Here is a 15,580-nt window from a genome sequence, read left to right as displayed (position 1 = left end):
TTTTCCGGAACTAGTATTCAGTAATAATACGGTTCCCTATTATTGTAATCATGAAGAAGACCTTTGTTTTAGCTATTCTTTTTATACTTCCTATAGTAGCATATCTCTTTTTTGCTTCCGGAGTAAATAACTTTGGAAAACTACCGACTCTAACGGAAAATGTAAACGATGTTTCGAACATAAACGGAAATGTTTCACTACATGACAAGATTACAATATTAGGTTTTTTAGGAAGCGATATTGAAAATAAAAAGGCAAATACCTTCAATCTAAATCAGAAGATTTACAAACGTTTTTATGAATTCAATGACTTTCAATTTGTGATGCTCGTTCCAAAGGGGAACGAGGAAAAAGTAGCGGAACTAACCGATGAACTTGCCAATCTGGCTGACACATCAAAATGGAAGTTTGTTTACGCTGAAGAAAGCCAGATAAAAGATTTGTTTTTAAGCCTAAAAACGGACTTGGCCTTAGATGAGAATTTAGCAACACCTTATGTATTTGTTATTGATAAAGATAAGAACCTTAGGGGCAGAGACGAAGATGAGGATGAAGGAACGAAATACGGTTTTAATACCGTATCCGTTGCCGATTTAAATAACAAAATGGTAGACGATGTAAAAGTCATCTTGGCGGAATATCGCTTGGCATTGAAAAAGAATGATCCAAATCGAAGGAAATAATGAAGAATAAATATACCTACGTCTGGGTATCACTAATTATCTTGATTTTCGGAATTATTTTTATACCGAGAATAATCGATCGCGTAAAAGGGGGAACTGTTGTAGAAAACGACAGAATTAACGTAAAAGATAATAATGGAGATTTAGCATTTGTAATGCTAAATGGTAAAAAGAGGAGGGTTCCTAGTTTTGAATTCTTAAATCAAGATAGCCTTTTAATCAGTGATAAAGATTATGAAGGAAAGGTTTTTGTTGCAGAATTCTTTTTTACCAGCTGTCCTTCCATTTGCCCGATTATGTCAAAGAATCTAGTCGAGATTCAAAATGAGTTTTCTGAATCGGAGAACTTTGGCATCGCCTCGTTTTCCATAACCCCCGATTATGATACCCCTCGTGTTTTAAAGGAATATGCTGAGCGATATGGTATTACCGATCTCGATTGGCATTTAATGACCGGCGACAAAACCAAAATCTATGACTTGGCAAATAGTGGATTCAATATATTCGCGGCTGAAATGCCTGATGCTCCGGGAGGTTTTGAACATTCCGGATTATTTGCCCTAATTGACAAGAATGGCTATATCCGTTCACGAGTTGATGAATTTGGCAATCCGATTGTTTACTACAGGGGTGCAATTACTGAGGAAGCAGGGGAGAATGATGAAGGCGAAAAGCAACAAATAACTGTTTTGAAAGTGGATATTAAAAAACTACTTGAAGAATAATGGAAGACTTGGCATTAAAGGAAAGAAAGTTTAATCGATTGATAACTATTGTTTCAATTGTTGTGCCTTTGGTGGTGGCGATTTTGTTCGGAGTTAAAATTGATGGAGTTGAGCGAATGGGTTTTTTACCTCCTATTTATGCAACTATAAATGGGCTTACAGCAATTCTATTGATTGCGGCAATTATGGCAATTAAAAATGGAAACCAAAGTTTGCATCAGAAGCTAATGACAAGTTGTATTGGTCTTTCTCTGGTATTTTTAATCTTATATATCATCTACCACATGACTTCTGAATCTACTTCTTATGGAGGAGATGGAATTTTGAAGTACCTCTATTTTATTATTTTGATTTCACATATCATATTATCAATTGTAGTTATTCCCCTAGTTTTAAAGACCTATGCAAAAGGATATTTAGGTAAATACGAAAGTCATCGTAAGTTTGCGAAAATCACTTTTCCGATATGGCTTTATGTAGCTATTTCAGGGGTGGTGGTTTACCTCATGATTTCACCCTATTATATTAACTAGTCTAATGTTGCTTTGAGTGGAATCAAAGTGTTTTCAAATGAAAAAAGCTATTCTTATAATCTTATTCTTGCTGCTTTTTCTTCCGGACACTGCGCAAGCGCAATGCGCCATGTGTAGAGCTGTCTTGGAAAGTGAGGGAAATAACGAAACTGCAGAAGGCATCAATAATGGCATTGTTTATTTGATGGCTATCCCCTACGTTTTGGTAGCGGTGCTCTTCTATTTTGTTTACAAAAAGATGAAAAATTAAGGGCCTCAAACTTTTTTAACATTTTTTTGTTATCAAAACTGTAACATTTTTGTGACATTGAGCGTCATATAGTAAGTGTGTGGTTATACCATACATTCATCAATCAACTAAATCAATACAATGTTCGACATCGAAAGATGGCAAGAGATTTTTGACACCATCCGTAAAAATAAATTGCGGACTTTCCTCACAGGTCTATCTGTTGCCTCTGGAATATTTATCCTAGTTATTTTATTGGGTTTTGGTCAAGGCATGCAAAATGGCATTGCCGAGGAGTTTAAAGAAGATGCTGCCACAAGTATTTGGGTTTGGCCTCAACGTACTACTATTGAGCATAATGGTTTGAATCCTGGACGCCGCATTCAACTTCGTAATGAGAATTTTGAAACCGTTACGAATGCCTTCAAAAATGATTATGAAAAAGCGTCTTTATTATACTTTCCCCGCGATGTTCAGGTGGTTTACAATAATGATTTATTGGTTTACAATGTGGCCGGAACAAACGGAGACCTTCAAACCATTGAAAACGAGTTTTTGTCGGAAGGAAGATATATCAATGAAACAGATGTACAGGAAAATGCTAAGGTTGCTGTAATCAGTAATAAAATAAAAAGAGAGGTCTTTGCCGATTTAGAAACACCTATAGGAGAATACCTTACTATATCTGGGGCAGGTTTCAGAATCGTTGGTGTATTCGGTGAACATGGTGAGAATGAAGGTGAAGAGGAACGCATTTTTATACCTATAACTACAGCTCAACTAGCATTTAATGGGTCCGATAATATTAACAACCTGAATTTTATGCTTCCAGAAATGGAATCGTTTGATGCAACTGTAGAAAAGAACAATGAATTTACTAAAGAGCTTTTGACTTATTTAAAGCAATATCATGGGGTTGCCCCGGAAGATGATAGGGCCATTCGCTTATGGAATCCGATTCAAGAAGCAAAACGGTTTTACACATTAGGAACCGCAATCGAAATGTTCTTTTGGGGGGTTGGATTTTTAACGTTGATTGCAGGAGTTGTTAGTGTTAGCAATATCATGCTCATAGTAGTTAAAGAAAGAACTCGAGAAATTGGTATACGAAAAGCATTGGGAGCAAAACCTTCTTCTATTATTGGAATGATTATGCACGAAGCCATTTTTGTTACTGCGATTGCAGGATTTTCAGGTCTCATTTTTAGTATGGGGCTATTAGAGATTGTTGGTCCTGAGATAGAAGTAGATTATGTATTGAATCCATCTGTAGATTTTAAAGTAGCCCTATCTACAGTGATTTTGTTAATTGTTGCAGGCGCTTTTGCAGGTTTTTTTCCAGCCTGGAAAGCCGTACGAGTTCAGGTAATCGAAGCACTTCGTGATGAGTAGCGATAATATGAATCATATTTAGAAAAATAGCAAGTAAAAATGTTTAGTAAAGACCGTTGGAAAGAAATATTAGAGGTGCTCTCAAGCAATGTGTGGAGAACGGTAGCGACGGCTTTTGGTGTGGGTTGGGGAATCTTTATTCTAATTATCTTGTTAGCTGCTGGTAAGGGCCTTGAAAATGGTATCCGACAGGATTTTAATGGTGTGGCAACAAATACGATGTTCATGTGGACGGAGACTACTTCTATGGCGTATGAAGGACTTCCGGAAGGGAGAAACTTCAACTTTAAATTGGAAGATGTTGACCTTTTGCGTCGAAATGTCCCTGAATTACGAATAATATCCCCTAGAAATAGTATTCGAATGCAAGAGGGTGACAATGTGATTCGAGGAACGGAAACGGGCAGATATCGTGTTTTCGGTGATTACCCTGAAATTATAGAACAGAACCCAATGTTTGTAGCTCATGGGCGATTTTTCAACTATAATGATATCAATGAGAAGCGCAAGGTAGTCGTTATTGGCGATGGGATTCGACAAGACCTTTATGAAGAAGATGAAGAAGTTTTGGGGACTTATCTCAAAATCAGTGGTGTGAATTTTATGGTTATTGGTACATATAAAGAGAAAACCAACAATGGTGGTGAAAACAGTGAACGTCAAATCTTCATGCCGTTTACATCCTTTTCCCAAGCTTACAATAGAGCTGATAATGTTGGATGGATGGCCATTACGGCAAAAGACGGAAGCTCAATAAGTGAATTAAATGAGGAGGTAATTAACACCGTAAAACAAAGTAGAAAAGTACATCCAGATGATGAAAGAGCCATTGGGTATTTTGATTTGTACGAGCAATTTAATAGGGTGGAAAGCTTATTTGGGGCATTGAGGTTCGTGGCCTATTTCGTTGGTATTTTAGTACTCATTTCAGGAATAATAGGGGTGAGTAATATCATGCTCATTGTAATAAAGGAGCGAACTAAAGAAATTGGGATACGCAGGGCCTTAGGGGAAAACCCTTGGTCAATACGTTTACAAATCTTAATGGAGTCCATTTTCTTGACCATTATTTCTGGAATGATAGGCATAATTTTCGGAGCTCTTTCTATTTACGGCATAAATTCGCTCTTAGATTCGATTGGTCCCGTAGATATGTTTCTTAATCCGAGCGTAAGTTTAGGTGTTGTTGTTAGTGCCCTGGTTATATTAATCGTATCCGGATTATTAGCAGGTTTCATTCCTGCAAATAGTGCAATACGAGTACGGCCCATAGAAGCTTTAAGGACAGAATAAAGAACATCAATCAAGTATTTATTAACAAACCAATCAAAAATGAAGAAATCAGTTACTAGAATTATCTTATTGCTTATCGTTATTTTATTCGGAGGAGCAATGTATTATCTCTATCAAAAAAATTCAGAAGACCCTGTTGTATACGAAACAGATCAAGCCTCGACCCAAACCATCATTAAGAAAACAGTAGCCACTGGAAGTATTCTTCCTTTAGAAGAGGTTTTAATTAAACCTAATATTTCTGGGGTAATAGAAGAGGTTTTTGTCGAAGGTGGAGATTATGTGAAGTCCGGAGATCTGCTATGCAGAATAAAAGTTGTGCCGAATTTAAATGCGCTAAATGACGCAAGAAATGCAATCGATGAAGCAAAAATCGGATTAGATGATCAACTCCGTAATTTGGAACGTCAAAAAGGTCTTTTTGCGAAAGGAGTGATTTCTAAAGTGGATTTGGAACGAGCTCAAGTGACTTACGATCAAGCCAAACAGTCTTATGGTGCGGCCAACAAAAGGTACGATATTGTAAAAACAGGTACTGCCAAAGGGTTCGGGAATTCAGCTAATACGCAGATTAGGGCGACAGTTAGCGGAATGGTATTGGAAGTACCAGTGGAAGTGGGTAACCAAGTAATAGAAAGTAACAACTTTAATGAGGGCACCACGATTGCCGCTATCGCCGATGTTGAAAAAATGATTTTTGAAGGCAAGGTAGATGAGTCTGAGGTGGGTAAAATCAAAGAAGATCTTCCTTTAGAGATTACAGTTGGAGCTATTGAAAATACAGTATTTGATGCCGTGTTGGATTATATAGCTCCCAAAGGGAAAGAAGAAAATGGTGCGATTCAGTTCGAAATTAAAGGTACCATGAAGAAGCAAGATACGGTATTCATTCGTGCTGGTCTGAGTGCAAATGCCTCTATTATTTTGGCAAGAGCCGATAGTGTATTGGCTGTTAAAGAGGCCTTGGTGCAATTTGATGATGAGACCAAGAAACCTTTTGTCGAAATTGAAAGTGGAAATCAAAAGTTTGATCGAAAAGATGTCGAATTAGGAGTGAGCGATGGAATTTTCGTAGAAGTGAAATCAGGGATATCCAAAGATGATAAAATAAAAGTCTGGAATGCTATAGAATCGGGCGAAGAAGATTCCAACTAATCTTTAACATAAAATTTGGAGGAAATCTTGTAACAAATTAACAACTTAGGTGTCTTATTGCCGAATACCTTTTGGCAATCACCAAACAAAACAAATACTACCAACATGATTGAAATCAAAAACCTTCATAAATCGTATAAGATGGGAAGCAATTCCCTACATGTTTTAAAAGGTATCAACTTTTCTGTAGAAGAAGGTGAATTAGTCGCTATTATGGGTTCCTCGGGTTCAGGAAAGTCTACATTGCTCAATATTTTAGGAATGTTAGACGAACTGGATGAAGGGTCGTATGATTTAGATGGAGTTCCTATAAAAAATCTTAATGAGACCAAAGCCGCCAATTATCGCAATAAATTCCTAGGCTTCGTTTTTCAATCGTTTAATTTAATCAACTACAAAAGTGCAATGGAAAATGTTGCACTCCCATTATACTATCAAAGAGTAGGAAGAAAAGAGCGTCAAGAGAAAGCCCTCAAATATCTAGATCAAGTTGGTCTGAAAGAATGGGCTGAACACCTTCCCAGTGAACTTTCGGGTGGTCAAAAACAACGTGTCGCAATCGCTAGGGCAATGGCTGCTGAACCAAAGGTGCTGTTAGCCGATGAGCCTACAGGTGCATTGGACAGTAAAACTTCGTATGAAGTGATGGATTTGATTCAAAAAATTAACGATCAGGGCAATACCATTTTAATCGTTACTCACGAACCCGATATTGCAGATATGTGTAAGCGTATTGTGCATTTGAAGGATGGTATTATTCTAGAGGATAAAAAAATCAAACAAGTTAGGGCTTCAGAATATGTTTAGTAGGGACAACTGGAAAGAAATATTCGAGACAATTCAAAAGAACAAACTACGTACGTTCTTATCGGGCTTTACCGTAGCCTTGGGTATTTTGATTTTTGTTGTGCTTTTTGGTTTTGGTAATGGACTAATCAATACGTTTCAATCTTTTTTTGAAGATGATGCCCAAAATTTAATTTTTGTTTTTCCTGGTCGCACTACGGAGCCATATAAAGGCTACAAGTCAGGTCGTCAAATTGAATTTGATAATAGCGACCTGGTCGATATTGAAAAAAACTTCAGCATGTTCTTGGAGTATACAACACCAAGAATTACCAGAGGTGGCCTAGTGAGTTATAAGAATGAATCTAATAACTATTCTACGAGGGCTGTTGCTCCTTCTCATCAATTTGCGGAGAAAACAATTATGATGAAAGGGCGGTATTTAAATAGCCTTGATATCAAAAACAAAACTAAAAATGCAATTGTTGGTCGATTGGTAGAACAAGATTTGTTTGGTGAGGAAAACGCCATGGGCAAATACATAGATATTGCAGGTAGTGCTTTCAAAGTTATTGGTGTTTATCAAGATGACGGTGGTGATGATGAGGAGCGGAGAATTTATATTCCCTATACTACACGGCAGCTTATTGAAAAAAATACCGATAAAGTTGACCAGCTAATTGTTGCCTTTAAACCAGAATTGGGATACGCCGGTGCATTGGCTCTTGATAGAAGCTTGAATACCTTCATTAGAGAAAAGAAGTATATCAGTCCTGAAGATCAACAAGGTATTTTCATACGTAATGTTGCCGAAGGATTAAAACAAAGCCAACAGTTTGCGGGGGTCTTACAACTCATTGTTGCTTTTGTTGCCTTTGGAACTATCATTGCCGGTATAATCGGTATCAGCAATATAATGGTCTTTGTGGTCAAAGAGCGAACCAAGGAATTGGGAATTCGAAAGGCCCTGGGAGCTACTCCAAAATCAGTAATTGGTACAATTCTTTTGGAGTCCATTTTTATCACCACAGTTTCAGGCTTTGTTGGAATGATAATAGGCATTTCAATGCTCAGTTCCTTTGGGGAAAAATTAAAGGATTTTTTTATTACCGATCCTTACATAGATATGGGAATGGCAATTGGAGCAACTATAGTCTTAATACTTTTTGGCGCACTGGCCGGATATATTCCAGCAAAACGCGCCGCCCGTATAAAGCCTATTGTAGCATTAAGAGACGAATGATATGAGATTTATATTCGATAGTAATACCTGGCAAGAGATCTTTGGTTCTATTAGTAAGAACAAGACGCGAACGGTGATAACCGTAATAGGTGTACTATGGGGAATTTTTATTTACATAGCCTTGGCAGGATCTGCTCAAGGATTGAATAACGGATTTGACAAGGCATTTAAGACCGTAGCAATGAATAGTATGTTCGTTTGGCCTCAGAGTACAAGTATGCCCCATGATGGCTTCAAGACAGGAAGGCAAATGGATTTAAGATTGAATGACGTTTCTACGATACAAAATAGAATACAGGAAGTTCAGTATATAGCTCCTCGGATTAGACAAGGTGACGGTGGCCCGAATTCAGAGCCTGTTTATACAGTAAAAGGTCAAAAGTCAGGCAATTATGGCTTGTACGGTGACTATCCGGTGTATACAAAAATAGCAACAAAGAAAATCTATGACGGAGGGAGATTTATCAATGAGGAAGATATAGAACAGGCGAGAAAGGTTATCGTAATTGGAGAACGTGTTCAACAAGAGCTTTTTGAGAAGGATGAAGACCCAATTGGCGCATACATACGCGTGGGAACGGTTTATTTTCAAGTAGTGGGAGTGCATAAGTTAGCTAATGGGGTAAGTTTTGATTCAGATAGCGATATGTTCATTCCTTTTACCACACATCGAAAACTGTATAATACTGGAGATCTGGTAAGTTATTTATGCATTGCAGCCTATGATGATGTCGATGTTGTTAAAGTGGAAAAAGATATTAAAGCACTTTTAAGGAGTACGAAAAGAGTACACCCTGATGATGAAAGGGCGTTTGGGTCATTTAACTTAGGGGAGGCTTTCGGCAGAACTATGGATTTTGCATTTGGTTTAACCTTTATGTCACTAATAGTGGGAATAGCAACCATTTTGGCAGGAGTAATCGGTATTGGAAATATTCTTTTGATTTCAGTAAAGGAGAGAACGAAAGAATTGGGAGTACGACGAGCACTTGGTGCAACTCCAAGTGAGGTGCGGAATCTTATTGTTTTAGAATCTGTTTTCTTAACACTTATCGCTGGAGTTCTAGGAATAATACTCGGAGCAGGGGTTTTATCTGCAATAAACGCATTTACCAAAGACGTTGATTTTCCATACACCAATCCTACGGTACCCATCCCTTATGTTTTAGGGGCTTTGGTAATTATGGTAGTGTTAGGCACCTTAATAGGACTAATACCAGCACAACGTGCGGTCAGTATCAAACCAATAGACGCATTACGTGAAGAATAATAAACAAAACCAATAGACGAATTCAAATACATTTAAAATGAACAAATATTTAAAATACTTTTTAATTTTCGCTTTTATTGTAGGCATTTTAGCGGCTGCTGTTTTCTTCATTTCATCAAATAGTAAATCTTCGATTACCTATGAGACCCAGAAACCATTCATCTCTAGTATCGAAAAGAAAACTGTTGCTACAGGTAAAGTGGTACCAGAAGATGAGGTAGAGATTAAACCTCAAATTTCAGGTATCATCGAAAAGATATATTTGGAAGAAGGGGCGAAGGTAAAAGCTGGTGATTTGATTGCCAAGATAAAGATTGTTCCAAATGAGCAGTCCTTGAACCAATCTCGTGGTCGGGTTCGTAATGCGGAAATCGCCTTAAATAATACAACTATAGAGTACAACAGAAACAAAGCCTTATTTGATAAAGGAGTTATTTCAAGTCAAGATTTTAATAATCTTCAACTTCAAATAGATCAGGCTAAGCAGGAATTATCGAATGCGCAAGCGGATTATCAAATCATTCGAAGAGGTTCTGCGGGAGGTTCCGCGACCGCTAATACGAATATTAGAGCTACGGTCAGTGGAACAATTTTGGAAATCCCAGTTGAGGAAGGCGACCAGGTGATTCAAAGCAATAACTTTAATGATGGTACTACTATTGCTTCAATAGCCGATTTGACCAAGATGATTTTTGAAGGAAAAGTAGATGAAGGGGAAGTTGGAAAATTACAAGTTGGAACTCCATTGAAAATAAGCCTCGGAGCCGTGGAGGGAGCAGAGCTTGATGCTAAGTTAAAGTTCATTGCTCCAAAAGGAGTGGAAGAAACAGGAGCGGTTCAATTCAAGATTGAGGGAGATGTTGAAGTTAAGGAAGATGTTTTTATCCGCGCAGGATATAGTGCCAATGCCTCGATAGTCTTAGAAAAGAAAGATAGCATTTTGGTTATCTCAGAAGCCTTGTTGCAATTCGATAAAAAAACAGATAAGCCCTATGTTGAGTTGGCAGTAGGTTCCGCAGAGGAACAAAAATGGGAAAGAAAGGAAATTGAAATTGGAATTTCTGATGGAGTAAACGTTGAGATTGTTTCTGGTCTTACAGAAAGTGACGAAATAAAACAATGGAACAAAACAGAGCCAATTAAAAAAGGTGAAGAAGATGAAGAAGGCGAAGAGGATAGTGAAGAAAGCGAAGACTAATACATCAATCAATAATCAAGAAAACAAATCAAATGAAATTTAAACTTACAACCCTATTTCTAGTATTGACAATAGGAATACTATCTGCACAAACTAAAAAATGGACGTTACAGGAGTGCGTTGAATATGCAGTAGAGAATAATCTTAGTATCGAACAATTTGAACTCGACCTTCAGAATGCTCAAATAGATGAATCAGATGCATTGGGTAATTTTCTTCCAAACCTAAACTCAACGGTTACTGCTTCTGGAAGTAGAGGTTTATCTTCGGATCCTATTACAGGTAGTAATTTTACTGCTGGTATTTTTACACTAGGGGGTAATCTTTCTTCAAATGTGGTTTTGTTCAACGGAATGCGAAATAAAAATCGCATGAATAGAGCCAAGTTGAACGCTATCGCAGGTCAATATCGTTTAGACGACCTAAAGGATGATATCAGATTAAATGTCGCCTTAAATTATTTAGATATACTTTCAAATAAAGAGGCTTTAAAAGTTTTTAAGGCGCAATATGCGTTCACTGAACAAGATTTGAAAAGGACGAAAGAATTAGTAGAATCTGGTGTTGTTCCTAAAGGGGATTTGTTAGAAATCGAGGCAACTGCGGCTGGTCAACAACAACAAATAGTTAATGGTGAAAATCAAGTGCTTATTTCTCGAATCACTTTAGCGCAACTGTTGCAGATAACGGATTATGAAAATTTTGATATTGCGGATGATGCCTTTGAGATACCTCCCTCTGATATATTGAACAATTCGCCTAAATCCATTTTTGCTAAAGCAGTCGGATTCCGAAATGATATTAAACTCTCAGAGTCGAATGTTGAACTTGCTGAAAAAGATCTTGATATAGCTAAGGGGGCTAGATATCCAACCTTGGCAGCTTTTTTTAATTACAATACTTCATATTCGAGCAGAAAGCAATTTGACCCTATTACGCAAACATCTTCAAGATTTGATTTATTGGATCAGCTATGGCTTTTTGATGGAATCACATATGGTGGTCAATTAAGCATTCCAATTTTCAATGGCTTTAGTACAAGAAACTCTATCAGACGTTCAGAGATTGGCGTTGAAAAAGCAAAAGTGCAATTGGAACAGGATAAACTGGCCCTAGAGACAACGGTGAATCAAACCTATGCGAATGTAAATAGCTCTTTTGCGTCATACGAAGCAGCCGAAAAAACGCTTGAGGCAAGACGTTTGGCCTATCAATATTCCAAAGAACGTTTTGATGTTGGTTTAATGAACGCCTTCGATTTCAGTCAAGCACAAGCGAGAGTTGATAACGCGGAAGCTGAAGTAATACGAACGAAATATGACTATATTTTTAGACTTAAGGTATTGGAATTCTATTTCGGAATTCCCATTAAGTTGGATTAATTTTCCATATGTTGGTTAATCGACCCGCAAGCTTCTTTAAAAGCTTACGGGTCTTTTTTCTTTTAATAGGAAGCACATATCTTTGCGCCCATTATGGCATTGATTTTAAATCTAGAAACGGCAACTACAAACTGCTCGGTGAGCGTGGCTAAAGAAGGCAAGACTATTGCAATAAAGGAGCATGATACGCCAAACTATTCACATTCTGAACAATTGCATGTTTTTATACAGGAAGTCTTAAAAGAAGCGTCGATTTCTTTGTCTAACTTAGATGCAATTGCTATTAGCAAAGGACCTGGTTCATATACCGGACTTCGAATAGGTGTTTCCGCAGCCAAAGGACTTTGCTTTTCTTTGGACGTTCCTTTGATTTCCGTTGAGACTTTAGAAAGTCTGGCGTACCAAGAAAAATCTCAGGCGTTTGATTTTCTTATTCCAGTTCTTGATGCCAGACGTATGGAGGTTTATTCCAAGGTTTTCGATAACCTATTAAATGAGATTCGAGAAACAAAGGCGGAAATTATAGATGCAAATTCGTTCAGCTCTTTTTTGAATCAAGGAAAAGTGTTGCTACTTGGGAGTGGTGCATCGAAATGCCAAGAAGTATTGAAAAATGAAAATTTGAGTATCGCTGACGAACATGTTCCTTCCGCAGAACAATTGTCGCAACTCTCATTTGAGAAATACCAAAATAGGGACTTTGAAGATGTGGCCTACTTCGAACCTTACTACCTAAAAGACTTTATCCTTCAAACAAAAGCAAAGAAATGAACTTAATCCAAAGTATCATAATAGGAGAGAATCTGAATAACTTCTTCTTCTGTTTTAACTTTTAGTTTGTTCTTTTTAATGTAATCCCGTACTTCATTGTATTTGTTGTTGAGAGCGAATAATACTTCTTTTTTTGACAATTTAATTCGTACGGCCGGTCTATGTTTTCTTTTGATATAATAATGGTTGAGAGTTACTAAGTCGGTTGGTGCAAATTGTGTGTAACCATGATCTTGTAATTTGAACTTTGGAACTCTTTTAGTTGTTTTGTTATAAAGGACGGTCTCTCCATCAGATAGCGCACAGAAATAACCTTCCTTCATATTGCCGCTTAATTGCTGATTTTTGTTTTGCGGTAAATAATATAATGCCTTGTCTTGAACCGTCTCTTCATAGGTGAGCAGATGGTAGGTTTTCCCGTCTAGCTGTACTATTACATTATTCGATTTTAGGACAGATGCCTTCTTTTTGTTTTCATCCAAAACTTGAAAATAGTCATAGTATGCATTGTATCGAATGGGTGCCTCCATTGTTGTCTCGCCATTGATAATAGTTCCTAATTGATGCTCCTCATTTAGATATGGAGTACCCTTTATGGTAAAAATTCTTGTTCTATCATCTTGCAATCGGTCGGCAGTAGAAGGCAAACTGAACCTTATGGTCACTGGCTCATCGGTATCCTGTGAAAAACAGTAAAAACTAGACAACAAAATCAAGAAGGAAAGTTTTGTTTTCATAAACAGAAGATAAAAAAACTTTCCCAAATTCAAATTAGAATGGTGGGAAACTACGATGCATATTCTTACAAAAATAATACCAAACCTAGAAATTTAAGTAATAGCACCAAAGAACCTGGCTTTTAGAATTTAATTTCTGAGCAACTCCAAAGCCTCATTTACCGTCGGTACAGGAAGCTTGCAGGCGCCTTGCTCGCATATGTAAATGAAGGTATTCTCGGGTGAGTGTCTGTTTTGAAGAATGCTTAAAGTGCTTTCCTTCTCCGTTGCGGCCATAATAGTGTTTGATAAATAGTAACCCGCAATTTCCTTGGCTTTCTCCTTGTGATTTTCTCCAACGATAGCTATTTCATAATACGGTTGGTCAAAGAACAAAAGTAGTTCTAACCAATTGGCATGGTTTTGAGCATTCTTATCAAAGTTGTGCTGTACGTTTTTCAATAATTGCAAAGCAGTTTCCTCATAACTCTTTTCTGGGAATAGCTTTGAAAGTCGAAATAGATTCTTTGCCATTATGGAGTTCGATGCTGGCACTACGTTATCAGAAGTTTCAATTGTTCTTCTGATAACATAATCGTCTTGCTTTGAGGTGAAGAAGAACATTCCACTCTCGGCATCAAAGAAGTTTTTCTGGCAATAGGCAGTTAAAATGTTCGCATGAGTTAACCATTGTTCATCAAAGGTAACTTCGTACAAGCCTATAAAAGCCTCAATGATAGAAGCATAATCTTCTAAATAGCCATTGATGGTGCTCTTTCCGTTTTTGTGATTGTGCCAAAGTCCGCCATCGGGTTTTACTAAATTTTCTAAAATGAAACTGGCATTCTTTAAGGCGAGTTCTAAATAGGAATCATTTCCTAAATACCGATAGGCATCTACGAGCCCGTTTAACATAAGTCCATTCCAAGAGGTTAGAATCTTATCATCTAATCGGGGTCGGTTTCTTTTGCTTCGTTCCGCATCCAGTATCGCTAAAGAGCTATTGATAATTCCTTTTAAATCATCAGTATTAATGGAATGTTTCCGAGCAATTTTTTTGTCGGATGCATCCCGAATCAGAACATAATTGCCATGTTCCCAATGTCCATAACCATTGATATTGAAATAATCTTTAAAAATTCCGAAGTTATCTCCCAAGAACTTTTTTAATTCTTCTTCCTGCCAAACGTAATAGGCTCCCTCTTCGAGTTCTCCAGTTTCGGTAAAACTATCCGCATCTAATGAAGAATAGAATCCGAAAGTATGATGCATTAATTCTTTTTCTACAAAAGCAATCGTTTGCTCAACTGTGGTTTTGTATAAGTCATTTTTAGTTGCGGCATAAGCTTTTGCATATAAACTTACCAATTGTCCATTGTCGTAGAGCATTTTTTCAAAATGCGGTACATGCCATTTTGTATCTACCGAATAGCGTGAGAACCCCCCACCGACATGGTCAAAAATTCCTCCCCAAGCCATTTTTGTCAAAGTGGTATGCGTGTATTCAAGAACTTTTTCATTTTTCCGTGCAGTACCGTAATGCAATAGAAAATTCAAATTGACAGGCATCATGAATTTAGGCGCACGTTTGTAGCCTCCTAAAAAAGTATCAAAATAGCGAGACCAATCTTTTACAGCATCGTCTAATTGCTCTGCGGTAAAAAGATGAAGCTCATTTTGGTTTTCTACAAGATTGATGGCTTTTATTCCATTCGCAAGGTTCTGCGCATATTCTTCAACCTTTTGCGGACTATTTTTATACGTTTCCGACAATTGATTTAAGATACTTATCCAATCTTTCTTTTTAACATAGGTTGCTCCCCAAAATGGACGGCCATCAGGTAGCGCTACGATATTGAGGGGCCAACCACCACTTCCGGTCATCATTTGAAGGGCATCCATATAAACATGGTCTACGTCTGGTCGCTCTTCCCTATCTATCTTTATGTTTATGAAATTAGCATTCATAACCGTAGCCGCTTCATCATCTTCAAAACATTCATGCTCCATAACATGACACCAATGACAAGCAGCATACCCAATGCTTATTAGGAGAAGTTTATTCTCTTTTTTGGCCCGCTCAAGTACTTCGGGGTTCCAAGCTTCCCAATTAACCGGATTATGAGCGTGCTGCAACAAATAAGGGCTCGTTTCATTAATGAGGGCATTGGTGTATTTATGAGTCATGGTGTCCTTTTTTTGAG

The 15,580-nt window shown here is 37.5% G+C and carries 15 protein-coding genes; 13 read left to right on the top strand and 2 right to left on the bottom strand.

The genetic code is table 11. The features are described 5' to 3' along the window. The first annotated feature begins 50 nt into the window (after positions 1 to 50). The 13 genes from FEE95_RS02185 (at position 51) to tsaB (ending at position 12,660) form a co-directional block, all read left to right on the top strand. A complete protein-coding gene (locus FEE95_RS02185; RefSeq protein WP_138656191.1) occupies positions 51 to 683 on the top strand; it encodes a hypothetical protein in 633 nt (210 codons plus the stop codon). Continuing rightward, positions 683 to 1,408, top strand: a complete 726-nt coding sequence (locus FEE95_RS02180; protein ID WP_138656190.1) for an SCO family protein — start codon at positions 683 to 685, stop codon at positions 1,406 to 1,408. Before FEE95_RS02185 ends, FEE95_RS02180 begins: the two co-directional genes overlap by 1 nt. Beyond that, on the top strand, positions 1,408 to 1,941 hold the full coding sequence (locus FEE95_RS02175) for a DUF420 domain-containing protein (RefSeq protein WP_138656189.1): 534 nt from the start codon (positions 1,408 to 1,410) through the stop codon (positions 1,939 to 1,941). The genes FEE95_RS02180 and FEE95_RS02175 overlap by 1 nt, the downstream gene beginning before the upstream one ends. A gap of 37 nt (positions 1,942 to 1,978) precedes the next feature. After that, entirely contained in the window at positions 1,979 to 2,191 is a 213-nt protein-coding gene (locus FEE95_RS02170) for a hypothetical protein (RefSeq protein WP_138656188.1), read from the top strand. A 120-nt stretch (positions 2,192 to 2,311) separates the two neighbouring features. After that, positions 2,312 to 3,562 (top strand): ABC transporter permease, encoded by a 1,251-nt coding sequence (locus tag FEE95_RS02165; protein WP_138656187.1) that lies wholly within the window; start codon positions 2,312 to 2,314, stop codon positions 3,560 to 3,562. Positions 3,563 to 3,601: 39 nt separating this feature from the next. Next, complete coding sequence (locus tag FEE95_RS02160; protein ID WP_138656186.1) at positions 3,602 to 4,855, top strand: ABC transporter permease; 1,254 nt, start codon at positions 3,602 to 3,604, stop codon at positions 4,853 to 4,855. A 39-nt stretch (positions 4,856 to 4,894) separates the two neighbouring features. After that, entirely contained in the window at positions 4,895 to 6,010 is a 1,116-nt protein-coding gene (locus tag FEE95_RS02155) for an efflux RND transporter periplasmic adaptor subunit (protein WP_138656185.1), read from the top strand. A gap of 105 nt (positions 6,011 to 6,115) precedes the next feature. Next, positions 6,116 to 6,817 (top strand): ABC transporter ATP-binding protein, encoded by a 702-nt coding sequence (locus FEE95_RS02150; protein WP_138656184.1) that lies wholly within the window; start codon positions 6,116 to 6,118, stop codon positions 6,815 to 6,817. Beyond that, the gene (locus FEE95_RS02145; protein WP_138656183.1) at positions 6,810 to 8,039 is read left to right on the top strand and encodes an ABC transporter permease; all 1,230 of its coding nucleotides are present in this window, start codon (positions 6,810 to 6,812) and stop codon (positions 8,037 to 8,039) included. Before FEE95_RS02150 ends, FEE95_RS02145 begins: the two co-directional genes overlap by 8 nt. A 1-nt stretch (position 8,040) precedes the next feature. Next, positions 8,041 to 9,309 carry an ABC transporter permease gene (locus FEE95_RS02140; protein WP_138656182.1) on the top strand — a complete coding sequence of 423 codons (1,269 nt, stop codon included), beginning with the start codon at positions 8,041 to 8,043 and terminating at the stop codon, positions 9,307 to 9,309. Positions 9,310 to 9,346: 37 nt separating this feature from the next. Next, positions 9,347 to 10,507 carry an efflux RND transporter periplasmic adaptor subunit gene (locus FEE95_RS02135; RefSeq protein WP_138656181.1) on the top strand — a complete coding sequence of 387 codons (1,161 nt, stop codon included), beginning with the start codon at positions 9,347 to 9,349 and terminating at the stop codon, positions 10,505 to 10,507. Between the two features lie 32 nt (positions 10,508 to 10,539). Further along, the gene (locus FEE95_RS02130) at positions 10,540 to 11,889 is read left to right on the top strand and encodes a TolC family protein (protein WP_138656180.1); all 1,350 of its coding nucleotides are present in this window, start codon (positions 10,540 to 10,542) and stop codon (positions 11,887 to 11,889) included. 93 nt (positions 11,890 to 11,982) lie between these two features. Then, a complete protein-coding gene (gene tsaB / locus FEE95_RS02125; RefSeq protein WP_138656179.1) occupies positions 11,983 to 12,660 on the top strand; it encodes a tRNA (adenosine(37)-N6)-threonylcarbamoyltransferase complex dimerization subunit type 1 TsaB in 678 nt (225 codons plus the stop codon). A 2-nt stretch (positions 12,661 to 12,662) separates the two neighbouring features. Here the strand turns inward: tsaB and FEE95_RS02120 are convergent, their stop codons facing one another. Together FEE95_RS02120 and FEE95_RS02115 are read right to left on the bottom strand one after the other, a co-directional pair. Further along, the gene (locus tag FEE95_RS02120) at positions 12,663 to 13,397 is read right to left on the bottom strand and encodes a hypothetical protein (RefSeq protein WP_138656178.1); all 735 of its coding nucleotides are present in this window, start codon (positions 13,395 to 13,397) and stop codon (positions 12,663 to 12,665) included. A gap of 129 nt (positions 13,398 to 13,526) precedes the next feature. Further along, complete coding sequence (locus tag FEE95_RS02115; RefSeq protein WP_138656177.1) at positions 13,527 to 15,563, bottom strand: thioredoxin domain-containing protein; 2,037 nt, start codon at positions 15,561 to 15,563, stop codon at positions 13,527 to 13,529. Positions 15,564 to 15,580 lie beyond the last annotated feature (17 nt).

It is taken from the genome of Maribacter algarum (ex Zhang et al. 2020) (assembly GCF_005885635.1).
GTDB classification, from domain to species: domain Bacteria; phylum Bacteroidota; class Bacteroidia; order Flavobacteriales; family Flavobacteriaceae; genus Maribacter_C; species Maribacter_C algarum.
The sequence above is the reverse complement of the archived record's forward strand: the minus strand, read 5'-3'. Positions and strand labels throughout refer to the sequence as shown.

Bases quoted from the DNA above. Each gene is read 5' to 3' on its own strand.
- FEE95_RS02185 (WP_138656191.1), top strand. From the start codon at position 51: ATGAAGAAGACCTTTGTTTTAGCTATTCTTTTTATACTTCCTATAGTA.
- FEE95_RS02180 (WP_138656190.1), top strand. From the start codon at position 683: ATGAAGAATAAATATACCTACGTCTGGGTATCACTAATTATCTTGATT.
- FEE95_RS02175 (WP_138656189.1), top strand. From the start codon at position 1,408: ATGGAAGACTTGGCATTAAAGGAAAGAAAGTTTAATCGATTGATAACT.
- FEE95_RS02170 (WP_138656188.1), top strand. From the start codon at position 1,979: ATGAAAAAAGCTATTCTTATAATCTTATTCTTGCTGCTTTTTCTTCCG.
- FEE95_RS02165 (WP_138656187.1), top strand. From the start codon at position 2,312: ATGTTCGACATCGAAAGATGGCAAGAGATTTTTGACACCATCCGTAAA.
- FEE95_RS02160 (WP_138656186.1), top strand. From the start codon at position 3,602: ATGTTTAGTAAAGACCGTTGGAAAGAAATATTAGAGGTGCTCTCAAGC.
- FEE95_RS02155 (WP_138656185.1), top strand. From the start codon at position 4,895: ATGAAGAAATCAGTTACTAGAATTATCTTATTGCTTATCGTTATTTTA.
- FEE95_RS02150 (WP_138656184.1), top strand. From the start codon at position 6,116: ATGATTGAAATCAAAAACCTTCATAAATCGTATAAGATGGGAAGCAAT.
- FEE95_RS02145 (WP_138656183.1), top strand. From the start codon at position 6,810: ATGTTTAGTAGGGACAACTGGAAAGAAATATTCGAGACAATTCAAAAG.
- FEE95_RS02140 (WP_138656182.1), top strand. From the start codon at position 8,041: ATGAGATTTATATTCGATAGTAATACCTGGCAAGAGATCTTTGGTTCT.
- FEE95_RS02135 (WP_138656181.1), top strand. From the start codon at position 9,347: ATGAACAAATATTTAAAATACTTTTTAATTTTCGCTTTTATTGTAGGC.
- FEE95_RS02130 (WP_138656180.1), top strand. From the start codon at position 10,540: ATGAAATTTAAACTTACAACCCTATTTCTAGTATTGACAATAGGAATA.
- tsaB (WP_138656179.1), top strand. From the start codon at position 11,983: ATGGCATTGATTTTAAATCTAGAAACGGCAACTACAAACTGCTCGGTG.
- FEE95_RS02120 (WP_138656178.1), bottom strand. From the start codon at position 13,397: ATGAAAACAAAACTTTCCTTCTTGATTTTGTTGTCTAGTTTTTACTGT.
- FEE95_RS02115 (WP_138656177.1), bottom strand. From the start codon at position 15,563: ATGACTCATAAATACACCAATGCCCTCATTAATGAAACGAGCCCTTAT.